General features: G+C 67.6%; 5 protein-coding genes. All 5 read left to right on the top strand.

Annotated features, from left to right (window positions below; all coding sequences use genetic code 11):
* The coding region (locus A5692_RS25920; protein ID WP_197514572.1) for a 4-alpha-glucanotransferase at positions 1–721 on the top strand (721 nt) is incomplete at its 5' end.
* A 4-nt stretch (positions 722–725) separates the two neighbouring features.
* Positions 726–1,607 carry an LLM class F420-dependent oxidoreductase gene (locus tag A5692_RS25915; protein ID WP_068061920.1) on the top strand — a complete coding sequence of 294 codons (882 nt, stop codon included), beginning with the start codon at positions 726–728 and terminating at the stop codon, positions 1,605–1,607.
* 5 nt (positions 1,608–1,612) lie between these two features.
* Entirely contained in the window at positions 1,613–2,080 is a 468-nt protein-coding gene (locus A5692_RS25910; RefSeq protein WP_068061930.1) for a nuclear transport factor 2 family protein, read from the top strand.
* Between the two features lie 323 nt (positions 2,081–2,403).
* Positions 2,404–4,146 (top strand): molybdopterin-dependent oxidoreductase, encoded by a 1,743-nt coding sequence (locus A5692_RS25905; RefSeq protein ID WP_068061915.1) that lies wholly within the window; start codon positions 2,404–2,406, stop codon positions 4,144–4,146.
* Between the two features lie 109 nt (positions 4,147–4,255).
* The coding region (locus tag A5692_RS29590; protein ID WP_068061907.1) for a hypothetical protein at positions 4,256–4,442 on the top strand (187 nt) is incomplete at its 3' end.

Below are 4,442 nucleotides of genomic sequence, written 5' to 3'. Positions count from 1 at the left end.
CCCGGAAGGGGCGCCGCCCACGGAAGGCACCTACGTGCGTTACGACCACGAAGCGATGATCGGCATCGTCGCCCTGGAGGCACACCGCGCCGGGGCGCTGGTGGTCGGCGAGGACCTCGGCACCGTCGAACCCTGGGTGCGTGACTATCTGTTGTTGCGCGGTCTGCTCGGCACGTCGATCCTGTGGTTCGAGTTGGACCGCGACGGTAACGGCGGTCCCCTGCCGGCCGAGCGGTGGCGGGACTACTGCCTGTCCTCGGTGACCACCCACGATCTGCCGCCGACCGCCGGCTACCTGGCGGGTGACCACGTGCGGTTACGCGAAAGGCTCGGATTGCTCACCCGCCCCGCCGAGGACGAACTCGCCTCCGACCGGGCCGAACTGGCCGCCTGGATGGCCGAATTGCGCCGGGTGGGGTTGCTCGATGACGGCGAGACCGACGCGGACAGCGTCGTCCTCGCCCTGTATCGGTACCTGGGACGGACACCGTCGCGGCTGGTCGGCGTGGCACTGACCGATGCGGTGGGTGATCGCCGGACCCAGAATCAGCCCGGCACCACAGACGAGTACCCCAACTGGCGGATCCCGCTGACCGGCCCGGACGGCCGCCCGATGCTGCTCGAGGACCTGTTCACCGATGCCCGGGCGGCCACCCTGGCCGAGGCCGTGCGCCACGCAATCGCGCCCGCGGCGGCCGAGAGCGCGCCTGTTAGCTTCTGAGGCCATGAAGGTCTCAGTCGTGGCCCCGGTCGCCGACGGCGTCACCGCGGATCCGGAGTGGATGGCGGCCTTCGCGGGCCACCTGGAACGGTGCGGTTTCGAGTCGATCGTCGTCGTGGAGCACACGGTGCTGGTCACCCGCTACGACAGCGTCTATCCCTATGACGGTTCCGGGCGCGTCGGCTTGGCCGCCGACTGCCCCATCCCCGACCCTCTGGACCTGCTGGCCTTCCTGGCCGGCAGCACCGCCACCCTGGGGCTGGCCACCGGCGTGCTGGTGCTGCCGAACCATCATCCGGTGGTCCTGGCCAAGCGGGCCGCCACCGTGGACGCTCTGTCGGGCGGACGGCTGCGACTGTGCGTGGGCGTGGGATGGCTGAAGGAGGAGCTCGAGGCGTGCGGTGCCGATTTCGAGGACCGCGGCCGCCGAGCCGACGAGCAGTTGGCCGTCTTGCGGGCGCTCTGGGCCGACCACCCGCGCGGGGCCTCTCACCACGGCGAGTTCTTCGACTTCGACAACGTCATGTGCTACCCCAAACCCGTTGCGGGTCCTGGCCTTCCGATCCATATCGGCGGGCACAGCCGAGCGGCGGCGCGCCGCGCGGGCCGGCTCGGTGACGGCTTTCAGCCGCTCGGCGTGACCGGCCGCGCCCTGGCGTCGTTGATCGCGCTCATGCGTGAGGAGGCGTCGTCGGCCGGCCGCGATCCGGCGGCCCTCGAAGTGTCATTGGGCCACGCGGTCAACAAGATCGACGCCGACCGCGCCGCCGGACTCGTCGAGCAGGGCGCCGACCGGCTTGTGCTGGCCATGCCGCCGACCACCGACATCGAGCATGCCAAGGACCTGCTGTCGGCATGTGCGCAACGCCTGTCACTGAGTGCGTGACCCCGATGCCGCTGTCGACCGATGACCGGGCCGCCCTCAGCGACGTGGTGCACCGATACGCCGCGCACGTCGACGAGCGCCAATTCGACTCCGTCGCAGAGCTGTTCACCGATGCCGCCGTGCTGGTGGTAGCCGACCCGCCGAACGCACTGGAGCCGGTCCGTTCGCACCGGGGTCGAGACGCCATCGCCGGCGCGGTGGCCGCCGTCGCGGCGCTCATCCGGACCGAGCACGCCATCGTCGGCGAGGTGTACGACCGGGCCGCCCGGCCGGGCGCCGCGCGCGGACGCGTCGCGTGCATCGCGCACCATTGGGACCAGCGCGGTGACGAGCTTGTCGACGTCGTCTGGCATCTGCGCTACGACGACGAATACGAGCTGACCGACCGCTGGCGGATCGCCCGCCGGGCGTTGACCATCAACGCGATTGAGACCCTTTCGGTCCGCCGCGTGCGCCGACACGACCCGATCTAGCGAGCTTGCAGAAGACTTTGCGCAAACTCACAGCGGTCGTCCATGAACCGAATCTGCGGTAAGAACGTCGGGTTTGTTGAGCGATTGCGGTTATCTCGGCCAGTGTCGAGGCGAATTTTGCCTACGGCGGGCCGGGGCCGGCGGCCGTCGGTCCCGGCGAGCGCGCGGACGCCGCAGTTCTTTCTGATCGTGTCCAATTTATACAAGTCGGTCCGTGTATTTTCGGCCGCGTGACGAACACCGAACATCGGAACCCGAGCGCCGATTCCGCCGGACTCACCGGGGGGCGGGCAGCACCGAACGGCAATGTATCGACACTGGCAGTGGGCACGCCGCTGGAGTCCCCCCCGGATTTCCGCAGCGAGATTCACACCGCCGAAGACATCATCGACGTCGAGACCTATGGCGGCGGCTTCGACCTCACCAGGCGCGCGACCGCCCCGAAGCTGCGCATCGGCCGCGACCGCTGGTTCAACCTGCTCTGGCTGATCCCCATCGGGTTTGCCCTGCTGGTCGCCGGGGTGGCCGTCGGCAAAGGCCTGCACAACATGCCGGCGGTGCAGTCCTTCATCCAGCGCTACCCCGGGACGGACAGTTCCGGTGTGACGCCCGGCCTCCCGGCGTGGATCGGTTGGACCCATTTCTTCAACCTCTTCATGATGATGTTCATCATCAGGACGGGGATCCAGATCCTCTGCGACCATCCCCGGCTCTACTTCAGCCGCAACGCGACCCCGGGCAAGGACGAATGGCTGCGGGTGGGCCCGCCGGTGCCGGACGACGAGCTGTGGACGGCTAACGCCGACACCGTCGCCCTGCCACCACAATTCGGCCTGCCCGGGTTCCGGCACTCGATCGGGCTGGCCCGCTGGTGGCACCTCGGGGTGGACGTGCTGTGGCTCGTCAACGGCGCGGTCTTCTACGTGCTGCTGTTCGTCACGGGCCAGTGGCGGCACATCGTCCCGACCAGCTGGGACGTCTTCCCCAACGCGGCCTCGGTGGCGGTTCAGTACCTGTCCCTGGACTGGCCGACCGACAATGGGTGGGTCGCCTACAACGGCCTGCAGTTGTTGTCTTACTTCACCACGGTTTTCATTGCCGCACCCGCCGCACTGATCACCGGCCTGGGTATGTCGCCCGCGCTGTCGCAACGCGTTCACTGGCTGAGCAAGCGCCTGAGCATCCAGCACGCTCGGTCGCTGCATTTCGTGGTGCTGGTGTACTTCCTGTTCTTCATCCTGGTTCACGTCACGATGGTGTTGACGACCAGCGCGCTGCGAAACCTCAACCACATGTTCGCCTCCCGCGACGACAACAGCTGGGTCGGCTTCGGGATCTTCGCCGCGGCCATGGTGCTGACGGCGATCGCGTGGGTTTGGGCCACTCCGTTCACCATTCGCCATCCGCGGGTCATCCAGCGGGTCGGCTACGCGCTCGTGGGCCCCTTCCAGCGCATGCTCGAACAGCTCGACCCCAAACCCGGCGCCTTCACCGAGAAGGACATCTCGCCGCACCACTGGCGCAACGGCCGGCTGCCGGAGACCGTCGAGTACAAAGAGCTGGAAGCCAACGACTTCAAGGACTGGCGGCTCAAGGTCTACGGCCTGGTCGAACACCCGATGGAGTTCTCGCTCGAGGACTTGATGGCGCTGCCCTACCACGAGCAGATCAGCCAGCACTTCTGCATCCAGGCGTGGTCGGGCGTCGCCAAATGGGGTGGCGTGCAGATGAAGACGATCATGGACATCGTCAAGCCGCTGCCGGAAGCCAAATGGGCGGTGTTCTATTCGATGGGCCTCGGCGCGACGGGCGGCATCTATTACAACGCCCACCACATCGGGCAGATGGACCACCACATGACCATGCTCGCCTACAAGATGAACGACCAGCCGCTCCCCTACATGCACGGCAGGCCGCTGCGGCTGCGCAACGAACTCCAGCACGGCTTCAAACTCGTCAAGTGGATCAAGGGAATCGAGTTCGTTGCCGACTACCGCGACATCGGCAGCGGCTACGGCGGCTACAGCGAGGACCATAAGTACTTCGGGCGGCACCAGACGCTGTAGGGCGCAGCGCAGAACCCTCGGCGTCGCAGTCTCGCGTCGTTTGTCCCGACGGCAATCCGGGTAGCACAACGGAAGCGGCCGAACGGAAGTGACAGCAGAGGAGACGCCCATGAGGCACAGCCCTGTCGACCATGAACGGACCACTCACCGACATGACGCCGAGCCGGAGCGCGACCTGGCGAACACGCCCGGCCTCATCGTCGTCGGGGCCGCGGCCCTGGCATTCGTGGTATGCGTGGCGACCTTCGCGCTGGGAGACGCGGGTGCGGGCGTAGCCGCCGCGATCGTCGCGCTGC

The organism is Mycobacterium sp. E342 (genome assembly GCF_001667665.1).
GTDB lineage: Bacteria > Actinomycetota > Actinomycetes > Mycobacteriales > Mycobacteriaceae > Mycobacterium.
The sequence above is the reverse complement of the archived record's forward strand: the minus strand, read 5'-3'. Positions and strand labels throughout refer to the sequence as shown.

Coding starts and splice junctions, on each gene's coding strand:
- A5692_RS25915 (WP_068061920.1), top strand. CDS start 726: ATGAAGGTCTCAGTCGTGGCCCCGGTCGCCGACGGCGTCACCGCGGAT.
- A5692_RS25910 (WP_068061930.1), top strand. CDS start 1,613: ATGCCGCTGTCGACCGATGACCGGGCCGCCCTCAGCGACGTGGTGCAC.